14 protein-coding genes and 2 rRNA genes are annotated in these 18,186 nt (G+C 53.1%); 8 read left to right on the top strand and 8 right to left on the bottom strand.

The genetic code is table 11. The features are described 5' to 3' along the window. The first annotated feature begins 116 nt into the window (after nucleotides 1-116). The 3 genes from OGW17_RS21320 to OGW17_RS21310 all read left to right on the top strand — a co-directional run bounded on the left by OGW17_RS21320 (nucleotide 117) and on the right by OGW17_RS21310 (nucleotide 4,776). Nucleotides 117-3,023 (top strand): 23S ribosomal RNA (locus OGW17_RS21320). Nucleotides 3,024-3,118: 95 nt separating this feature from the next. Continuing rightward, nucleotides 3,119-3,234, top strand: a 5S ribosomal RNA gene (gene rrf, locus OGW17_RS21315). 243 nt (nucleotides 3,235-3,477) lie between these two features. Beyond that, nucleotides 3,478-4,776, top strand: a complete 1,299-nt coding sequence (locus OGW17_RS21310) for an MFS transporter (protein WP_047461905.1) — start codon at nucleotides 3,478-3,480, stop codon at nucleotides 4,774-4,776. Here the strand turns inward: OGW17_RS21310 and OGW17_RS21305 are convergent. From OGW17_RS21305 to trxC, 5 genes are all read right to left on the bottom strand, one after another. Next, a complete protein-coding gene (locus OGW17_RS21305) occupies nucleotides 4,773-5,096 on the bottom strand; it encodes a YfiM family lipoprotein (protein ID WP_071258092.1) in 324 nt (107 codons plus the stop codon). The two genes, OGW17_RS21310 and OGW17_RS21305, sit on opposite strands and share 4 nt — an antisense overlap. A gap of 48 nt (nucleotides 5,097-5,144) precedes the next feature. Continuing rightward, the gene (gene pssA, locus OGW17_RS21300) at nucleotides 5,145-6,500 is read right to left on the bottom strand and encodes a CDP-diacylglycerol--serine O-phosphatidyltransferase (RefSeq protein ID WP_012131199.1); all 1,356 of its coding nucleotides are present in this window, start codon (nucleotides 6,498-6,500) and stop codon (nucleotides 5,145-5,147) included. Nucleotides 6,501-6,614: 114 nt separating this feature from the next. Next, entirely contained in the window at nucleotides 6,615-9,275 is a 2,661-nt protein-coding gene (locus OGW17_RS21290) for a bifunctional acetate--CoA ligase family protein/GNAT family N-acetyltransferase (RefSeq protein ID WP_071258087.1), read from the bottom strand. A gap of 35 nt (nucleotides 9,276-9,310) precedes the next feature. Further along, nucleotides 9,311-10,009: a tRNA-uridine aminocarboxypropyltransferase gene (gene tapT, locus OGW17_RS21285; RefSeq protein WP_049008797.1), complete on the bottom strand. Its 699-nt coding sequence runs from the start codon at nucleotides 10,007-10,009 to the stop codon at nucleotides 9,311-9,313. Nucleotides 10,010-10,078: 69 nt separating this feature from the next. After that, nucleotides 10,079-10,498: a thioredoxin TrxC gene (trxC, locus tag OGW17_RS21280; RefSeq protein ID WP_047461913.1), complete on the bottom strand. Its 420-nt coding sequence runs from the start codon at nucleotides 10,496-10,498 to the stop codon at nucleotides 10,079-10,081. Nucleotides 10,499-10,706: 208 nt separating this feature from the next. On the opposite strand from trxC, the gene OGW17_RS21275 reads away from it, so the two are divergent. Next, entirely contained in the window at nucleotides 10,707-11,753 is a 1,047-nt protein-coding gene (locus OGW17_RS21275) for a tRNA/rRNA methyltransferase (RefSeq protein WP_012131203.1), read from the top strand. Nucleotides 11,754-11,917: 164 nt separating this feature from the next. On the opposite strand, the gene ung is transcribed toward OGW17_RS21275, so the two are convergent. Continuing rightward, nucleotides 11,918-12,607, bottom strand: a complete 690-nt coding sequence (ung, locus tag OGW17_RS21270; protein ID WP_047461918.1) for a uracil-DNA glycosylase — start codon at nucleotides 12,605-12,607, stop codon at nucleotides 11,918-11,920. Nucleotides 12,608-12,925: 318 nt separating this feature from the next. Between ung and grcA the strand changes: the two genes are divergently transcribed. Then, complete coding sequence (gene grcA / locus OGW17_RS21265; protein WP_012131205.1) at nucleotides 12,926-13,309, top strand: autonomous glycyl radical cofactor GrcA; 384 nt, start codon at nucleotides 12,926-12,928, stop codon at nucleotides 13,307-13,309. Between the two features lie 46 nt (nucleotides 13,310-13,355). On the opposite strand, the gene srmB is transcribed toward grcA, so the two are convergent. Then, on the bottom strand, nucleotides 13,356-14,693 hold the full coding sequence (srmB, locus tag OGW17_RS21260) for an ATP-dependent RNA helicase SrmB (protein ID WP_071258086.1): 1,338 nt from the start codon (nucleotides 14,691-14,693) through the stop codon (nucleotides 13,356-13,358). A 131-nt stretch (nucleotides 14,694-14,824) separates the two neighbouring features. Between srmB and trmN the strand changes: the two genes are divergently transcribed. Then, complete coding sequence (trmN, locus tag OGW17_RS21255; RefSeq protein ID WP_071258085.1) at nucleotides 14,825-15,562, top strand: tRNA(1)(Val) (adenine(37)-N(6))-methyltransferase TrmN; 738 nt, start codon at nucleotides 14,825-14,827, stop codon at nucleotides 15,560-15,562. On the opposite strand, the gene nadB is transcribed toward trmN, so the two are convergent. Then, nucleotides 15,547-17,169, bottom strand: a complete 1,623-nt coding sequence (gene nadB / locus OGW17_RS21250) for an L-aspartate oxidase (RefSeq protein WP_049009471.1) — start codon at nucleotides 17,167-17,169, stop codon at nucleotides 15,547-15,549. The two genes, trmN and nadB, sit on opposite strands and share 16 nt — an antisense overlap. A gap of 273 nt (nucleotides 17,170-17,442) precedes the next feature. On the opposite strand from nadB, the gene rseD reads away from it, so the two are divergent. Together rseD and rpoE are read left to right on the top strand one after the other, a co-directional pair. After that, nucleotides 17,443-17,598 (top strand): rpoE leader peptide RseD, encoded by a 156-nt coding sequence (rseD, locus tag OGW17_RS21245; protein ID WP_123907454.1) that lies wholly within the window; start codon nucleotides 17,443-17,445, stop codon nucleotides 17,596-17,598. After that, nucleotides 17,595-18,170 (top strand): RNA polymerase sigma factor RpoE, encoded by a 576-nt coding sequence (gene rpoE / locus OGW17_RS21240; protein WP_006176728.1) that lies wholly within the window; start codon nucleotides 17,595-17,597, stop codon nucleotides 18,168-18,170. Before rseD ends, rpoE begins: the two co-directional genes overlap by 4 nt. Nucleotides 18,171-18,186 lie beyond the last annotated feature (16 nt).

Below are 18,186 nucleotides of genomic sequence, written 5' to 3'. Positions count from 1 at the left end.
TTTGCTCTTTAAAAATCTGGATCAAGCTGAAAATTGAAACGACACACGTAAAGTGTGTATGAGTCTCTCAAATTTTCGCAACGCGAAATGTTTCACGAAACATCTTCGGGTTGTGAGGTTAAGCGACCAAGCGTACACGGTGGATGCCCTGGCAGTCAGAGGCGATGAAGGACGTGCTAATCTGCGAAAAGCGCCGGCGAGGTGATATGAACCCTTGACCCGGCGATGTCCGAATGGGGAAACCCGGTGCACTACGGTGCATCATCGTTAGCTGAATACATAGGCTAACGAGGCGAACCGGGGGAACTGAAACATCTAAGTACCCCGAGGAAAAGAAATCAACCGAGATTCCCCCAGTAGCGGCGAGCGAACGGGGAGGAGCCCAGAGCCTGAATCAGCTTGTGTGTTAGTGGAAGCGTCTGGAAAGTCGCACGGTACAGGGTGAAAGTCCCGTACACGAAAACGCACAGGCTGTGAGCTCGATGAGTAGGGCGGGACACGTGGTATCCTGTCTGAATATGGGGGGACCATCCTCCAAGGCTAAATACTCCTGACTGACCGATAGTGAACCAGTACCGTGAGGGAAAGGCGAAAAGAACCCCGGCGAGGGGAGTGAAAAAGAACCTGAAACCGTGTACGTACAAGCAGTGGGAGCCTCTTTTATGGGGTGACTGCGTACCTTTTGTATAATGGGTCAGCGACTTATATTCTGTAGCAAGGTTAACCGTATAGGGGAGCCGAAGGGAAACCGAGTCTTAACTGGGCGTTAAGTTGCAGGGTATAGACCCGAAACCCGGTGATCTAGCCATGGGCAGGTTGAAGGTTGGGTAACACTAACTGGAGGACCGAACCGACTAATGTTGAAAAATTAGCGGATGACCTGTGGCTGGGGGTGAAAGGCCAATCAAACCGGGAGATAGCTGGTTCTCCCCGAAAGCTATTTAGGTAGCGCCTCGTGAATTCATCTCCGGGGGTAGAGCACTGTTTCGGCTAGGGGGCCATCCCGGCTTACCAACCCGATGCAAACTGCGAATACCGGAGAATGTTATCACGGGAGACACACGGCGGGTGCTAACGTCCGTCGTGAAGAGGGAAACAACCCAGACCGCCAGCTAAGGTCCCAAAGTCATGGTTAAGTGGGAAACGATGTGGGAAGGCCCAGACAGCCAGGATGTTGGCTTAGAAGCAGCCATCATTTAAAGAAAGCGTAATAGCTCACTGGTCGAGTCGGCCTGCGCGGAAGATGTAACGGGGCTAAACCATGCACCGAAGCTGCGGCAGCGACGCTTATGCGTTGTTGGGTAGGGGAGCGTTCTGTAAGCCGTTGAAGGTGTGCTGTGAGGCATGCTGGAGGTATCAGAAGTGCGAATGCTGACATAAGTAACGATAAAGCGGGTGAAAAGCCCGCTCGCCGGAAGACCAAGGGTTCCTGTCCAACGTTAATCGGGGCAGGGTGAGTCGACCCCTAAGGCGAGGCCGAAAGGCGTAGTCGATGGGAAACAGGTTAATATTCCTGTACTTGGTGTTACTGCGAAGGGGGGACGGAGAAGGCTATGTCGGCCGGGCGACGGTTGTCCCGGTTTAAGCGTGTAGGTGTGTGCTCCAGGCAAATCCGGTGCACTTTAACACTGAGGCGTGATGACGAGGCACTACGGTGCTGAAGTGACAAATGCCCTGCTTCCAGGAAAAGCCTCTAAGCATCAGGTAACATCAAATCGTACCCCAAACCGACACAGGTGGTCAGGTAGAGAATACCAAGGCGCTTGAGAGAACTCGGGTGAAGGAACTAGGCAAAATGGTGCCGTAACTTCGGGAGAAGGCACGCTGATATGTAGGTGAAGTGGTTTACCCATGGAGCTGAAATCAGTCGAAGATACCAGCTGGCTGCAACTGTTTATTAAAAACACAGCACTGTGCAAACACGAAAGTGGACGTATACGGTGTGACGCCTGCCCGGTGCCGGAAGGTTAATTGATGGGGTTATCCCTCGGGAGAAGCTCTTGATCGAAGCCCCGGTAAACGGCGGCCGTAACTATAACGGTCCTAAGGTAGCGAAATTCCTTGTCGGGTAAGTTCCGACCTGCACGAATGGCGTAATGATGGCCAGGCTGTCTCCACCCGAGACTCAGTGAAATTGAACTCGCTGTGAAGATGCAGTGTACCCGCGGCAAGACGGAAAGACCCCGTGAACCTTTACTATAGCTTGACACTGAACACTGGTCCTTGATGTGTAGGATAGGTGGGAGGCTTTGAAGTGTGGACGCCAGTCTGCATGGAGCCGCCCTTGAAATACCACCCTTTAATGGCTGGTGTTCTAACGTGGGCCCGTAATCCGGGTTGCGGACAGTGTCTGGTGGGTAGTTTGACTGGGGCGGTCTCCTCCTAAAGAGTAACGGAGGAGCACGAAGGTCAGCTAATCCTGGTCGGACATCAGGAGGTTAGTGCAATGGCATAAGCTGGCTTGACTGCGAGCGTGACGGCGCGAGCAGGTGCGAAAGCAGGTCATAGTGATCCGGTGGTTCTGAATGGAAGGGCCATCGCTCAACGGATAAAAGGTACTCCGGGGATAACAGGCTGATACCGCCCAAGAGTTCATATCGACGGCGGTGTTTGGCACCTCGATGTCGGCTCATCACATCCTGGGGCTGAAGTAGGTCCCAAGGGTATGGCTGTTCGCCATTTAAAGTGGTACGCGAGCTGGGTTTAGAACGTCGTGAGACAGTTCGGTCCCTATCTGCCGTGGGCGCTGGAGAACTGAGGGGGGCTGCTCCTAGTACGAGAGGACCGGAGTGGACGCATCACTGGTGTTCGGGTTGTCATGCCAATGGCACTGCCCGGTAGCTAAATGCGGAAGAGATAAGTGCTGAAAGCATCTAAGCACGAAACTTGCCCCGAGATGAGTTCTCCCTGACTCCTTGAGAGTCCTGAAGGAACGTTGAAGACGACGACGTTGATAGGCCGGGTGTGTAAGCGCAGCGATGCGTTGAGCTAACCGGTACTAATGAACCGTGAGGCTTAACCTTACAACGCCGAAGATGTTTTGGCGATTTGAGAGACGATTTTCAGCCTGATTACAGATTAGTGTTTAATGCCGGAGGCATTAGACGAACAGAATTTGCCTGGCGGCCGTAGCGCGGTGGTCCCACCTGACCCCATGCCGAACTCAGAAGTGAAACGCCGTAGCGCCGATGGTAGTGTGGGGTCTCCCCATGCGAGAGTAGGGAACTGCCAGGCATTAATTAAGTGAAGAGGCCATCCTGAGGGATGGCCTTTTTGCGTTCATGCGCCCGGCATATATGCGCTGTTCTGCCGGATGACTATTCCCTCCGTATACTCCTAAATCGTTTTCCTGCTAACTAAAATATCGATCTCTGTCACAAAATAAATAATAACAATTATATAACATTTCATTCACTAAAAAAGACAGTGAAAAGCACCGACGAGCTCGGGTGGATCTTTGGCGGGAGTATATTTCTAATGACTGAAAGCAGTGTAACTGTAAACGGGTCGCTGGCAAGCAGTGACACCCGTCGTCGCGTATGGGCAATTGTGGGGGCATCATCAGGGAATCTGGTCGAGTGGTTTGATTTCTATGTCTATTCCTTCTGCTCTCTCTACTTTGCGCACATCTTTTTTCCTTCGGGAAATACCACCACTCAGCTTTTACAGACCGCCGGAGTTTTCGCCGCAGGCTTCCTGATGCGTCCCATTGGCGGCTGGCTTTTTGGTCGGATTGCCGATAAGCATGGTCGTAAGAAATCAATGCTTCTCTCTGTTTGCATGATGTGTATGGGCTCGTTAGTCATTGCCTGCCTGCCGGGGTATGCCACGATCGGCACCTGGGCTCCGGCTCTTCTGCTGTTGGCTCGTCTGTTTCAGGGGCTGTCTGTTGGAGGAGAATACGGAACCAGTGCGACCTATATGAGTGAGGTAGCTGTTGAAGGCCGCAAAGGTTTTTACGCATCGTTCCAGTATGTCACTCTGATCGGTGGTCAGTTACTGGCACTGCTGGTTGTGGTTATCTTGCAGCAAACGCTGGAGGAATCTTCCCTCAGAGAATGGGGATGGCGTATTCCTTTTGCATTGGGCGCCGTACTGGCCGTTGTCGCGCTTTGGTTGCGTCGACAGTTGGATGAAACCTCAAAACAAGAAACCCGCGCGCTGAAAGAGGCTGGATCGCTCAAAGGACTATGGCGTAACCGTAAAGCGTTTATCATGGTACTGGGATTTACCGCTGCGGGTTCGCTGTGTTTCTATACCTTCACAACCTATATGCAGAAGTATCTGGTGAATACCGCCGGTATGCATGCCAATGTTGCCAGCGGAATCATGACGGCGGCGCTGTTTGTCTACATGCTAATTCAACCCCTGTTTGGCGCTCTTTCAGATAAAATCGGCCGACGGACATCAATGCTCTGCTTTGGCGCTCTGGCTGCGCTATTTACCGTACCTATTCTGTCAGCATTACAGAATGTCACTTCACCTTACGCAGCCTTTGGGTTGGTGATGTGCGCCCTGTTGATCGTGAGTTTCTACACCTCAATCAGTGGGATCCTGAAGGCGGAAATGTTTCCTGCCCAGGTGCGGGCATTGGGGGTAGGGCTTTCCTATGCGGTGGCGAATGCGCTGTTCGGCGGCTCTGCGGAATATGTTGCGCTGTCTCTGAAGTCCGTTGGTATGGAGACATCATTCTTCTGGTATGTGACCATTATGGCTATCGTGGCATTTCTGGTGTCGCTGATGCTGCACCGCAAGGGAAAAGGGTTACGTCTCTAGTTCCGCGCCATTTGCCAGACGGCGTAACCTGTGGTTGCGCCTGCAACATCCCAGGCGAAGTCTTTCCAGCTCCAGCCGCTCCCTCCGGGGCGGCTGTCCCACATCTCTTTTGACGCACCGAGACTAATGGAGAACAGCAGCCCAACGGTTGCACTGCGATCGCGGCTCATTCCCTGATGCCGGGCATACTCATTCCCGGCGGCGGAAAGCATGGCTGATGCAATGAAGTGTTGCGCTTTATCCTGCCCGCTCCAGCTGTCATTGGACATATGGCTACAGCCTGAGAGCAACAACATGCTAAAAAGTATAAGGAAACGCACCGTGACCCTCACAGGAAAAACCCCGTCGCAGGGACGGGGCTTTTTGATTTACAGAATACGGCTGATTAATCTGTCGATTCGAATACGACGGAGTCTGCGGATGAGCTTACGGACTTTGACCGGATAGTCAGCGATGCTTTGTAGATCGCGGTAATGCTTAACAACCGTGGTGTGAGTGCGGATAAGCTCCAGCTCTTTCTCTCTCTGGGGAGCAAGTTCCTGTTTTGGATCGTGAATCAGAATTGCGTTTTCCAGATCCAGACGCCATGCTCGCGGGTTAAGGTTGTTCCCGGTGAGCAGCATCCACTTATCATCAACCCACATTCCTTTCAGGTGATAAGTATTGTCGTCATCTTTCCACAAACGCACTACGAGCTGATCGGTGTTGACGTAATACTGTAAGCGGCTGAGGAAGCGACGCAGGTTAATCTCGTAGAGATAGGGAAGCGCGCCGATGATTTTAAACGGTTCATCCTCAGGGATATAAAAGTCGTTGGCGGTTTTATCACCCACGATAATCTCAACCTTTTTCCCTTCGCGCAGCAGTTGGATGATGTTACGAACCAACAGCGCAGGCAAGTTGAAATAAGGTGTGCAAATTGTGAGCTTATGCTCTGCGCAGGGCATAAGATGGAAAATGGTCTTGTTCAGCAGGCTCGATTTTCCCAGCCCAACCAGTGGTGTAACGGAAAGTTGCTCGTTGTCGGCATCGCCCTGGAAATGGTATGACGCATCGCGCAATTCCTGGCGATACAAACGAATGTCGTTTTTAATCTCCGGGCTTTTCGGACGCTGGGCACTGTCCAGGCGATTTACGCCGCGACCGTTAAGCAGATTCTGCGTGACCCACTCATACATGATGTCGGCCATCTTTGCATTACGAATCAACTGGTAACGATCATAACGATATTTATCATGCTGATGCAGATAGACGTCGTTCAGGCTGGCGCCGCTGTAAAGGACGCTATCATCAATGATAAAGCCTTTAAAATGCAGTACGCCAAGCGCTTCACGCGTGTTAATCGGCACGCCGTAGACAGGAATATCGATGCCTGGGTTTTCTTGCGCCATTCGGCAATACCAGTCAGCGTTAGTATTGGACGCGGCTGCGCCAATACGTCCACGCTGAGCGCGATGCCAGTCGACAAGTACCCGAACATCCAGCTCAGGACGCTGCCGTTTAGCCTCATAGAGCGCGTCGAGTATGCCCTTGCCGCCGTCATCCTGTTCAAGATACAGGGCAATAATGCAAATACGCTGCGTCGCGCTGGCTATCTTCTCCAGCAGAGTCTCCCTGAAATTAGCGGGAGCATAAAAGAAATCTACATCATCAACTGGCTGAGAGATCTTAGGTAGTTGGGCAAGGTGTTGTTGATGTTTATTACGCTTAAATTTTGACAACATCACAGTGCATTTCTTCTCTGTTCATTGAAGGGTCCTCTGTGCTATGCAGACGACATAAGCGAGCAATGATAACACCAGTACCCGTTAAAGTGGTCAACATTTCCAGTACCTTACTCACGATTCCTCGTATTGGGCCAGATTCAGCGTCAGCCCAACAATCCCCTCTTCGAGCTGGATATCAACATCAAACCCGAGCTTTCGGGCCAGTGCCACCATGCCGCGATTGTTTGGCATCGTAATGCCATTCAGACGTCTCAGTCCGTGATCTCGGGTATAAGCAATCAATTTTTCCATTAATCGCCGGCCTAATCCTAACCCTTTGAGATCTGAGCGAACCAGCACGGCAAATTCCGCATCAATGTTATCCGGGTCGGAGATCGCGCGCGTTACCCCGAGGATCTCTTCAGTTTGATCAATACGGCGCACGGCAACAAATGCCATTTCCCGATCGTAGTCGATCTGCGTCATGTTGGCTAAATCTTCATGAGTAAATTCATTGATCTCGCTAAAATAACGGTAATACAAATCCTCTTTTGTCACCTGAGAAATGAACTGCTGTAGATAAGGCTCATCTTCCGGCAGGATAGGGCGAAACAGGCAACGTTCGCCGTTTTTCATCTCAACCCACTCTTCAAGCTGCTGCGGATAGGGGCGAATAGCGAGTCGGCTCTCGTTGTCGCCATCATAAGGGGCGATATCCAGCGTGACGTCCAGCGCGGTAAACTCGCCAGCAGAAGCCAGCAGGGGATGGATATCCAGACGCTGAATTTCCGGGCAATCGACAATCAGGTTCGAGACCTGTACCAGCAGCTGGCTTAACCCTGTGATATCCAGCGGGCGTAGCGCGCTCCGGCCACGAATTTTTTTACTTTTGATTCCCTGAATAACCAAATAGCGCGCCAGATTCATGTTTAACGGCGGCAGCGCGACGACGGCCTGCTCTTCGGGTCGCCACTCTACGCCGCCTTCGCCAAGCATAATCAGCGGCCCAAAGACCGGGTCGTGTTCGACGACGACGCGAAGTTCCTGCGCACCAGCACGATTCGCCATACTCTGGACTAACAGACCGTGAATGCGCGCCTGAGGCCAGGCCATTTTTACACGATCGAAAATGGCATTCGCGGCTTGCTGAACTTCCGTTGCCGTGCGCAGATAGAGCATTACCCCCTGAACTTCCGATTTATGCGGAATATCCGGCGAACGCAGTTTTAACGCTACCGGGTAGCCAATTTGCTCGGCGATATGCACAGCTTCCGCGCTGTCGCCAGCAATCCAGGTGGGAAGCGTGTGTAACCCATACGCCTGCAAGATAGGCTGAACTTCATGGGTATCCAGCGATGTTGCGCCCTCTGCAATCGCCTGCTGTAACAGGTTATGCGCTTGAGCCGTGTCTGAGGTCAGGTTGCCCGGCAACACCGGGGTTTCCCGTAATTGCTTCTGGTTACGCCGGTATTCCACCATGTGCATAAAGGCAGTGATGGTGCCTTCCGGTGTTCGATAGGTAGGTAATCCCGCTTCACTGAACATTTTGCGGGCTTCCTGAGAGGAAAACTCGCCGCACCAGTTGGTGAGTAAGGTGACGAATTTCCCTCTGGGATGATGTTTTACCGCTTCAATGAGCGCGTGTGCGCTCTCGGTGCCTGGTGCGGCGGCGCTGGGTGAGTGGATCACCATCAGCGCATCAAAATCCTGGCTGGCGAGTAAGATATTCAGCGTTTTGACGTAGTGTTCACAGCTGGCATCATCACGCAAATCCAGCGGGTTGGCGATATCGACGTGAGCAGGTAGCGCTTCGCTTAGCTTAAGGCGGGTCTCTTCGCTCAGGGTGGCGAGCTTGCCGTTGCGCGACCACAGCTCATCCAGCGCCAGCGCGGCGGGCGCAGCGCCATTGCTGATGATCATCAACCTGTCGCCACGTAATGGCCGCATATGGCTCAGCGTTTCGACCGCTGAGAAGAGTTCGTGAGTATCCTGTACGCGTAAAAGCCCCGCACGCTGGATGGCGGCATCCCATGCCGGGTCCATGCCGACACTGGTATTTAACAAACGTTGCGCCGCCGGGCTGCGACCGCTTTTAATCACCAGAATGGGTTTATTTCGCGATGCGCTACGGGCGGCGGAGACAAAGCGTCGCGCGTCGCTCAGATGTTCGAGATAGAGCAAAATGGCGCTGGTTTTGCTGTCGTGCGCCAGATAATCCAGCAGTTCATCAACATCAATGTCCAGACTGTCGCCAAGCGCGATAAAATAAGAAAAGCCCATCTCCCGCTGTTGCGCCCAGTCGAGAATCGTATTGGAGACGGCGGCGGATTGCGAAATAAACGCGAGTTTTCCACGCTTGATCGGAACCGGAGAGAAGCTGGCGTTAAGCCCTTGCCAGGGGGCGAGTAAACCCAGGCTGTTTGGGCCGAGTAGTCGCATTTTATAGCGTTGGGCACATGCCAGAAGTTCAGCGTGCTGCGCTGCGGGCGCCGACAAAATAATGCAGGTTTTACAGCCTTTTTCCCCCAGCGCCTCCAGCAACGCGATATTACGGCTGGCGTTGGTGCACAGAACGGCGAGATCCGGTGTAAAAGGCAAACTGGCGACGTCGGGCCAGGCCAGGACGCCCAAGACGGCTTTCCATGCGGGCGTTACAGGTAATACCGGGCCATTAAAGCCTCCTGCCAGCAGGTTACGCATCATCAGGTAACCTGCGCGATTGGGCTTCATCGACGCCCCTAGCACCGCTATCGATTTTGGTCGCAGTAGTGCTTCCAGTCCTCTCTGACTCATGCCGGTCTCCCTTACGCAGAAGTGACCGAATGATTTTAAACGCTTTCTGCTGTTTCTGTTGTGACGCTTCCCTGATGTTGCGTTTTTCCTGCCAGATAGCGCGTTTTAAAACGTGAGAAGTGATCGCCTAAATGGGTTGCCGCGGCCGTGTCGCCCGCCAGATCCAGCAGCGCTATTGCCACTTCGGCAGTGCAATACTGCCCTTCGGCATGAACTTCTCGCAGGTGATAGGCGGAAAGACGCGATAAATCAACGGAAATAACCGGCAGGTTATCGAGATAAGGGCTTTTACGGAACATTTTGCGCGCTTCCGGCCAGGTGCCGTCGAGCATGATAAACAGCGGCGGTTTTCCGGCTGGTGGCGTGAAAATGACCTCGCGCTCTTCCCCGGCATAGGAGGCGGGGAATACGACCATCGGCTGATAATCCGGGTTGTTAACCAGATCGAGCAGCGCCTGCGGCGGTTCGGTACGCGACCATTGAAAGGCCGTTGTTTCCGGCAGAATATCGGCAATCAGACGCCCCGTATTGCTGGGTTTCATTGGCTCGGTATCAAACATCACCAGACAAAAACGGCTTGTCGCCTGAGAAGGCGAGAGGGTATCGCACAGGCAGAGTTTCAACGGGAGCAGACAGCGCTGACAGCGACGAATGCGGTTTCCTCTGGCAAGAAAAGGACGCGTGGCGCGTGCGAGGCGTTCGGCGCGTAACTGGAGAACAGCGTTATCAGTCATGGAAGAATACAGTGAAAAACGCTATTGTCGCAGAGGTGAAAACGGGGCACAAGATGCGCCCCGTGGAGATTACAGCGATTCGTTCAGCCAGCTGTCGAATGGCGCTTTAGGAACCGCGCCATTTAACATGTCGATGACTTCGCCGTTCTTAAAGATCATGATGGTCGGGATGCTGCGGATACCGAAACGGGCGCTGAGTTCACGTTCCGCTTCTGTGTTAACTTTCACAAAACGCACCTTACCGCTGCGCTCTTCCGCGACATCTTCAAAAATCGGGGCAAAGTTACGGCATGGGCCGCACCACGGCGCCCAGAAATCGACCACCACAGGGAGATCGTCTTTCAGCAGCTTATCCAGCGTTTCACCGGTCGCATTAATCACCTCTCCATCGAACAGGTCGTGACCACAGCGTCCACATTTTGCCGCATCCTGAATACGATCATCGGGAATGCGGTTGATTGCCTGGCAGCTGGTACAAACGGTATTCATAACTAACCTCTGGATGAGTAGGGTAGACTTTTCCGGCAATCACGCCGATATGTTTCCAATATGTTACATATTATCGATGAGACTGTTTTAAACAACAATGTGTTTTATTCAATGAGTACAATAGTCATTAGCTTTTAAATGAAATAATGGCTAACCGGGTGCACATCGGGTAATCTTCGCGCTTCGCGCAGCGCTGGTGGAGAAAAGCATGAACGATGAATTAAAGAACAAAAGCGGCAAGGTCAAAGTGATGTATGTCCGCAGTGATGATGACTCTGATAAACGCACCCATAACCCGCGTACCGGGAAAGGGGGAGGCCGTCCAGGAAAGTCTCGTACTGACGGTGGCCGTCGCCCCGCCCGCGATGCTCGTGATGAAAGAAGCGGTCAGATTCGCGATCGTAAGCGTGAAGACTCACCGTGGCGTACCGTTTCCCGTGCGCCAGGCGATGACACGCCTGAGAAAGCCGATCACGGTGGAATCAGCGGTAAAAGTTTTATCGACCCTGAAGTTTTACGTCGTCAGCGTGCGGAAGAGACCCGTGTCTACGGCGAAAACGCCTGTCAGGCCCTGTTCCAGAGTCGCCCGGATGCGATTGTCCGCGCATGGTTCATTCAGAGCGTGACCCCTCGCTTTAAAGAAGCGTTACGCTGGATGGCGGCTAACCGCAAAGCGTACCACGTTGTGGATGAAGCTGAACTGGCGAAAGCCTCTGGAACTGAGCACCACGGCGGCGTTTGTTTCCTGATTAAAAAGCGTAACGGTACGACCGTTAAGCAGTGGGTAAGCCAGGCGGACGCGCAGGATTGCGTGCTGGCGCTGGAAGATGTGGCTAACCCGCACAACCTTGGCGGCATGATGCGTAGCTGTGCGCACTTTGGCGTAAAAGGCGTGGTGGTACAGGACGCGGCGCTTCTTGAATCCGGTGCGGCGATCCGTACGGCGGAAGGCGGCGCGGAGCATGTTCAGCCGATCACGGGCGACAGCATTGTGGATGTGCTGGATGATTTCCGTCAGGCGGGTTATACGATCGTCACCACGTCCAGCGATCAGGGCAAGCCGTTGTTTAGTACGGCGCTGCCAGCGAAAATGGTGCTGGTGTTAGGGCGTGAGCTGGAGTCCCTGCCGGAAGCCGCGCGTGAACCTGGCGATCTGTGCGTGAAAATTGATGGCACCGGAAATGTTGAAAACCTCAACGTCTCTGTCGCAACCGGCGTATTGCTGGGCGAATGGTGGCGTCAGAATAAAGCATAATCAGGTGTAAGTGCCTGATGGCGCTGCGCTTATCAGGCCTGCGGTAATGATTCGTAGGCCGGGTACTTGGCGTAACCGCTTGATGGCGCTGCGCTTATCCGGGCCTGCGGTAATGATTCGTAGGCCGGGTAAGGCGAAGCCGCCACCCGGCGCAAAGCAAAAACTTATTCGCTCTCTGCCGGTAATACCGGCATCCAGTCGATCGGCTTCTCGCCGTGCTGCTCCAGCCACTGATTCGCCAATACAAAATGGTTACAGCCAAAGAATCCCCGATGTGCCGACAACGGCGACGGATGCGGCGCTCTCAACACGTAATGGCGCTGGCGATCGATAATCGCCCCTTTCTTTTGTGCGTGCGAACCCCAGAGTAAAAAGACGACCCCTTCACGATGTTCGTTAACAAGGCTGATCACTTTGTCTGTAAAGGTTTCCCATCCCAGACTGGCGTGAGAATGCGCCTGGCCTGCGCGGACGGTCAGCACGGTATTTAATAACAATACCCCCTGACGCGCCCAGCTCTCCAGATACCCATGAGCCGGGCGGGTAAAGCCCGGTATGGACGTTTCCAGTTCTTTATACATGTTCAGCAGAGAAGGCGGTGTGGCAATACCCGGACGAACAGAAAACGCCAGACCATGCGCCTGCCCAGGGCCGTGATAAGGGTCTTGCCCCAGAATCACCACTTTGACATCACCGAGTTCAGTGAAGCGAAACGCGTTAAATACATCCTTCTGTGGAGGATAGACTGTCATTCCTGACTGACGTTCGCCCGCAACGGTATGGAGTGTGTTAACAAAATAGGGCTGCTGCTTCTCATCTGCCAGCACATCGTGCCAGGTTAAATCGGTGGCCATCTCGCTCTCCTGCGAATTTTTCAATCTGCATAGCTTAACTGCTTCTTTCTATGGTGCAAAATCGCGTGCGTCACAAACCCGGCTACCCCTTAAAGATAGTTGAAAATTTATGTAAAAAGTTTATGTGTGGATATGGCGTAAGTTGATGTAAAACAATAAATTCCATGTAACACCCTCTTTGTGGTGTGGTTTTTGTTGATTTAAATCAAAGAATCAAGGGGGTGTGAGGGGTATATATACACTCAAGCAACAATGGTTTTACCAATTGGCCGCGAACAGGCCGATCATAATCAAACACTTTTGCCGGGGAGGCATCACATGATTACAGGTATCCAGATTACTAAAGCCGCTAACGACGACCTGCTGAATTCTTTCTGGTTGCTGGACAGCGAAAAAGGCGAAGCACGTTGCATCGCAGCGAAAGCCGGTTTTGCCGAAGATGAAGTGGTTGCAGTGAACAAACTGGGTGAAATCGAATACCGTGAAATTCCGATGGAAGTAAAACCGGAAGTTCGCGTTGAAGGCGGTCAGCACCTGAACGTTAACGTTCTGCGTCGCGAAACGCTGGAAGATGCCGTTAAGCACCCGGAAAAATATCCGCAGCTGACCATCCGTGTTTCTGGCTATGCCGTGCGTTTTAACTCCCTGACGCCGGAACAACAGCGCGACGTTATCGCTCGTACCTTTACTGAAAGCCTGTAAGGCTGACTGATAACATAAAAACGCCGGGTTAGCCCCGGCGTTTTTTTTACTCTTCGTTGGACTGCTCCTGCGCGTCCGTACCCGTACCAGCAGGCTTGCGGCGTTTACCAATGTTTTTGGTATCACGGTGACGTTTCTTCACGCGCGGCTTCTCTTTTTCTTGTTTTTTCTTCTCAGCACGTTTAGCCAGCACTTTCTTGGACGGCTTGCCGGTCAGTTTTTCGCTCGGCGCACGAGTGGTTGGACGCAATTCATCAATGACGCGCGCTTTCAGCGTCTCTTCAATATAGCGACCCACTTTTCCCAGCAGCAGATGGTCATGCGCTTCTACCAGGGAAATCGCTGTTCCTTTACGCCCTGCACGTCCGGTACGGCCGATACGGTGCAGATAGGTATCGCTGCTGCGTGGCATATCGAAGTTAAAAACATGGCTTACATCAGGGATATCAATCCCGCGAGCGGCGACGTCGGTTGCGATCAGCACGTTCACGCGGCCATCGGTCAGACGTTTGATCGCTTCGTTACGCTTACCCTGTACCATCTCGCCTTCGAGATAGCAGTTATTGATGCCTGCTTCGCGCAGCCAGCCTGCCAGCTCATGTACACGCTCACGTTTACGCACGAAGACGATAGAGCGGGTGGCTTCAGGTTGTTTTAACAGGTGTACCAGCAAAGCGGTTTTGTGCTGGATGTCATCGGCACGGTAGTACCATTGATGAATCTTTTTGCGTTCGCGGGTAGACGGGGTCGCTGAGACCTCGACCGGATCTTCCAGCAGACGTTCAGCAAAATCGTTAATCGCGCCGCCTTCCAGCGTAGCGGAGAACAGCATGGTCTGTTTGCGCCAGCGGGTTTCACCTGCGATATGCTCGATATCCTGGGCGAAGCCCATGTCCAGCATACGGTCGGCTTCATCAAGAATCAGCGTTTCAACCGCGCGGCAGTCAAAGTTTTCTTCTTTAATATATTGCAACAGGCGACCCGTGGTGGCGACCACAATATCCTGGTTCTCGCTGAACACCTCGGCATGGTTCATATAAGCCACGCCGCCGGTGATTGTCGCAATATCCAGATGGGTGTGTTTCGCCAGTTCACGGGCGTGATCGGCAACCTGCATCGCCAGTTCGCGGGTCGGCGTAAGGATCAGAATACGCGGTGGACCGGATTTTTTACGCGGGAAGTCGAGCAGGTGCTGCAACGCTGGCAGCAGGTATGCCGCCGTTTTACCGGTGCCGGTCGGCGCAGAACCGAGTACATCACGCCCATCGAGCGCAGGCGGAATGGCGGCAGCCTGAATGGCGGTCGGGCGAGTAAAGCCTTTATCCTGGAGGGCATCCAGCAGGCTTTCATCGAGTTCAAGTTCGGAAAAAGTCGTTACAGTCATGTTCTACCTCTGTGTGGGGCGCTGATTATAGACGTTACGGCTGCAATCTTCATCTGTTTGTATGGATATCGCTTCTCAGGTATTGTTTTCACCCTACGCTATTGCCGTTTTTCCAGGAAGGTTGTTCTTTCATGTCCCAGTCTACATCCACACTTCGTCGTAATGGATTTACCTTTAAGCAGTTTTTTGTGGCGCACGATCGCTGCGCGATGAAAGTCGGTACTGATGGTATTTTATTGGGAGCATGGGCACCAGTCGCAGGCGTAACGCGGATCCTCGATATTGGTACCGGCAGCGGTCTGCTGGCGCTGATGTTGGCGCAGCGTACCGACGAAAGCGTCACCATTGATGCCGTTGAACTGGACAGCGAAGCGGCGACGCAGGCGCAGGAGAATATCGCCCACTCACCGTGGCCGCAGCGGATAACGGTGCATACGGAAGATGTCCGGCAGTGGGTGCCGCGCCAGACCGCGCGCTTTGATCTTATCATCAGCAACCCGCCTTATTATGAACAAGGGGTGGAATGCGCAACACCGCAGCGAGAGCAGGCGCGTTATACCACCACGCTCAATCACGAAGCGTTACTTACCACCGCGGCTGAATGTATTACGGAAGAGGGATTCTTCTGCGTGGTGCTGCCGGAACAGACTGGCAACATCTTCACGCAGCAGGCGTTAAGCATGGGCTGGCATTTGCGTTTACGTACCGACGTAGCCGAAACGGAGTCGCGATTGCCTCATCGGGTACTGTTGGCATTTTCCCCGCGAACGGGGGAATGCTTTAGCGATCGCCTGGTGATTCGTGGGCCAGACCAGCTTTACTCTGAAGGGTACACGGCGCTGACCCAGGCGTTTTATTTGTTCATGTAAGCGTTGAGCGGCGAAAGCACCGACGGGCCGGATTCCGGCAGCAATGCGGGGTAATCCAGCGTATAGTGCAGGCCACGGCTCTCTTTACGCATCATCGCGCAGCGCACAATCAGTTCCGCGACCTGCACCAGGTTGCGCAGCTCCAGCAGATTATTCGATACGCGGAAGTTAGCGTAATATTCGTCGATTTCCTGTTGCAGCATCGTAATGCGTCGCAGGGCGCGCTCCAGACGTTTGGTGGTGCGCACAATGCCGACATAGTCCCACATAAACAGACGTAGCTCATGCCAGTTATGCTGGATCACGACCAGCTCATCCGGGTTTTCAACGCGACTTTCATCCCAGGCCGGAAGCGTACTAACGCTACGGGCATACGGCATACGTCTGTCGATATCCTCTGCCGCTGACCAGCCATACACCAGGCACTCCAACAGAGAATTGGACGCCATGCGATTCGCGCCGTGCAGGCCGGTATAGCTTACTTCGCCAATGGCATACAGGCCGTCCACATCGGTTCGTCCAAAATCGTCGACCATCACGCCGCCGCAGGTGTAGTGGGCGGCAGGTACGACCGGCACCGGCTCTTTAGTTAGATCGATTCCCAATCCCAGCAATTTTTCATAAATCATTGGGAAGTGCTGACGCACAAACGCTTCCGGTTTATGGCTGATGTCGAGGAACATGCAGTCTGCGCCGAGACGCTTCATTTCGTGGTCAATGGCGCGGGCGACGATATCGCGCGGAGCCAGTTCGCCACGCTCATCAAAATCAGGCATAAAGCGCGTGCCGTCCGGGCGCTTGAGATGTGCCCCTTCGCCACGCAGCGCTTCCGTCAGCAGAAAGTTTCGTGCCTGAGGATGGTACAGCGCGGTAGGATGGAACTGATTAAATTCAAGATTCGCGACGCGGCACCCGGCGCGCCAGGCCATCGCGATACCGTCGCCGGAAGAGATATCCGGGTTGGTGGTGTACTGATACACTTTCGATGCCCCGCCTGTCGCCAGAACGACTGACTTCGCGTGGCATGTTTCGACCGACTCTTTATTCCGATTCCAGATCCAGGCGCCGACGACGCGGCGTGTTCCTGGCAGGCCGATTTTATCGGAGATGATCAGATCGACGGCGTTACTCCGCTCCAGTACGCGAATATTCGGATGGTTCTGCGCCTTGCTGACCAGGGTAGTTTCCACTTCTTTGCCGGTGGCGTCAGCCGCATGCAGGATACGGCGATGGCTATGGCCGCCTTCACGGGTCAGATGGTAGCTCTCTTCCCCGTTCGGTTGCACCTGGGTGTCAAATAATACCCCCTGATCGATAAGCCACTGTACGCAAGAGCGGGCATTGCTGGCGACAAACTCCACCGCGTGGCGATCGCAAATACCGGCCCCGGCGATCAGCGTATCTTCAACATGCGAATCGATACTGTCCGTCTCGTCGAAAACGGCGGCAATGCCACCCTGAGCATAAAACGTTGAGCCTTCGCTCACCGGGCCTTTACTCAGGACAATCACCTGATGTTTTTCAGCCAGGCGCAGCGCCAGAGAGAGTCCGGCAGCACCGCTGCCAATAATCAGCACGTCACAGGAAAGTTCAGGAGTCGTAGTCATAGCGTTTGTTTAATTTACTAAACAGTGTTTGGGCAGCATAGCACCATACTGCGCGATACAGCACGTTTTATTTTTGAATGTGTTGCAATGGCTAAACATTAAAGAAAAATTCAAGGGGAAGTAAAACAAAGAAAATATTTTGCGAAGCAGGCCGTTAGCGCCAGATTATGTGATGAAATAAAGTGGCTGTTGGGTTACTCTTCAAGCGGCTAAAAGGGCATTTCTATACAGATAGTGCGTTGTTCAGACTCTGTAGACTTATAATGAGAGATAATGATCTGTCTACAACATGACAAACAAAAACAGATGCGTAACGGAACTTTACGAAAAAGAGACACTCTAAGCTGTTGCTTGCTCATAGTGCAGTTTATGGAGTGGCGTTTCGAGAGCGCGTGGAAATTTGGTTTGGGGAGACTTTACCTCGGATGAGCGAGCAGTTAACGGACCAGGTCCTGGTTGAACGGGTCCAGAAGGGAGATCAGAAAGCCTTTAACTTACTGGTAGTGCGCTACCAGCATAAAGTGGCGAGCCTGGTTTCCCGCTATGTACCGTCGGGCGATGTTCCCGATGTGGTGCAAGAGTCATTTATTAAGGCCTATCGCGCGCTGGATTCTTTCCGGGGGGATAGCGCTTTTTATACCTGGTTGTACCGTATTGCCGTCAATACGGCGAAGAATTACCTGGTTGCTCAGGGACGCAGGCCGCCTTCCAGCGATGTTGATGCGATTGACGCAGAAAACTTCGAAAGTGGCGGCGCATTGAAAGAAATTTCGAACCCTGAGAACTTAATGTTGTCAGAAGAGCTGAGACAGATAGTTTTCCGAACTATTGAGTCCCTCCCCGAGGATTTACGCATGGCAATAACCTTGCGGGAGCTGGATGGCCTGAGCTATGAAGAGATAGCCGCTATCATGGATTGTCCGGTGGGTACGGTGCGTTCACGTATCTTCCGTGCGCGGGAAGCTATTGATAATAAAGTTCAACCGCTTATCAGGCGTTGACGATAGCGGGATACTG

Origin of the sequence: Citrobacter sp. CK181 (assembly GCF_030333595.1) — a bacterium.
In the GTDB taxonomy this organism is placed as follows: Bacteria; Pseudomonadota; Gammaproteobacteria; order Enterobacterales; family Enterobacteriaceae; genus Citrobacter_B; species Citrobacter_B koseri.
This window is presented reverse-complemented; position numbering and strand designations above follow the sequence as displayed.